Raw genomic sequence first — 1814 nt, 5'->3', positions numbered from 1 at the left:
GCCGTCGTTCTCGACCGCGGCTGGCACCCGGACCAGGCCACCGAGTTCAACGGCGCCGTCGCCGCGGTCGAGAACGACGGCGTACTGGTCCCGGTGGTCCGGGTGCACCATCAGAGAGCCGTTGCCGCCCGCCCGCAGACTGATCTGGAAGTGGACGGCCGCGGCCAGGTCCCAGGGCAGGCCGTTGGTCAGCACGTCTTCGGTCTGCAGGCCGATGTCCTTCGGCCCGGCCGCGGCCCACCGCTGAAGGCGGGCGAAGATGTCCGGCAGGTCCAGCTCGCCTCGCCCACCGCCGAGCCGACGACCACACCGGCCGCCTGTTCCTTCCCACTCACGTGATCAGACTACTCAGTCCGAAGAGTGTGGTGTGCAGGACGGATGCCATCGCATATGTACGAACCCGGGGTGATCTTGTGTACTGAATTCACATAGGACCCACTCATCCGGAATACATGCATCACGCCGCTATGTCCGTTACCGCGCCCTAGTATCGCCACTGGTTCGGTAATTCGCTTGAGACTGACGGGGGAAGCGTGACACTGACCGATCATCAAGCATGGACACCCACCTCCCCATTCCGCTCCGAAGAGCGGGGGAGCGTGTCCGACGAGGAAGAATGGACCGAGGCGCCGTCCGCGTCGTATCTGGACAGCCCGTTCAGAGGCGCCGCCCGGGACACCGGGCGCGGGCCCGTGGACGCGCACAGCGAGGCGGTGCGCGAACTGCTCGCCGAGCTCTACTCGGACGAGATGGAAGAAGCCCTCTCCGAACTGCTCGAGGAGACCGCGGCGTTACACGCCGAGCACGCGGCCGCCCTCGTGGGCGCCTCGGCCTCGGAGGCGGCGGAGCAGCCGGTGCGCGAGCGGCTGGAGGCGCTGGCCGATCAGGCGGAGCGGTACTTGGAGGCGCTGGCCGAGGCCGCTGGGGAGGCGGATACGCGTTCGCTCACCGAGGCCGAGCTGGAGAGCGTCTTCGAGTCGGTGGCGCCGCCGGCCCCGCTGGGGGAGTCACCCGCCTTCGAGCAGTTCTTCGGGGCGCTGAAGAACTTCGCGAAGAAGGCCGTGAGCGGCGCGGTGAATCTGGCGAAGAAGGGCGTCCAGGCCGTCAAGACGGGTGTGCAGGCGGTGGCCAAGGTGATGCCCATCGGGCTGATCCTGCGCCAGCTGCGCCCGATCGTCCAGCCGCTGCTGACGCGGGTGCTGAAGATCGGCATCGGCCGGCTGCCGGCCCCGATCCGCCCGATCGCCACCCAACTCGCCCGCCAGCTGCTGCGCGAGGCGCCGATGACGGAGGCCGAGGAAGCCGAGGACGCCGAAAAGCCTGCGGCCGCCGGGAGCCACGCCCCGGCCGCCCAGGCGCTCGGCGCGGAGCCGACGCCCGCCGCCCTGCTCAGCCTGGAACTCGCCGGGGCCACCGCCGGTCTGCTGCTGGCGCGCGACGAGAGCGAGGGCGAGGCATGGGCCGCGGAGGCGGCGCAGTCCCTGTCCGGCGGGGCGGGCGAGGCGTACGGGCAGCAGAGCCCGGCCGCCGAGGCCGAGGCGCTGGCCGAGGCCCGGGAGCGGTTCACCGAGGCGCTGAGCCGACTGCCGGACGGCGGTGATCCGCGGCCCGCCCTGGAGGAGTTCCTGCCGGTGGTGATGGCCGCGCTGCCCATCGTGCGCAAGATCATCCAGATCGCCGGGCGGCAGAACGTCGTCGGGGCGCTGTCCAATCTGCTCGCCGCGCTCATCGGCAAGTTCACCGGGCCGCGCAACGCCCGCATCCTGGCCACGGCGATCGCCGACACCGGCCTCAAGCTCCTCAGCCTGGAGACC

At 70.8% G+C, this 1814-nt stretch carries 1 protein-coding gene and 1 pseudogene; one reads left to right on the top strand and one right to left on the bottom strand.

Going from position 1 to position 1814, the window contains the following annotated elements:
• Positions 1 to 108 precede the first annotated feature (108 nt).
• Positions 109 to 285: pseudogene (locus CCN51_RS51840) on the bottom strand (ADP-ribosylglycohydrolase family protein); the annotation flags it as partial.
• Positions 286 to 599: 314 nt separating this feature from the next.
• Between CCN51_RS51840 and CCN51_RS51835 the strand changes: the two are divergent.
• Positions 600 to 1814: hypothetical protein (locus CCN51_RS51835; RefSeq protein WP_211303358.1), on the top strand; the 1215-nt coding region annotated here is incomplete at its 3' end.

It is taken from the genome of Streptomyces milbemycinicus, assembly GCF_002154605.1.
Taxonomy (GTDB): Bacteria; Actinomycetota; Actinomycetes; order Streptomycetales; family Streptomycetaceae; genus Streptomyces; species Streptomyces milbemycinicus.
This window is presented reverse-complemented; position numbering and strand designations above follow the sequence as displayed.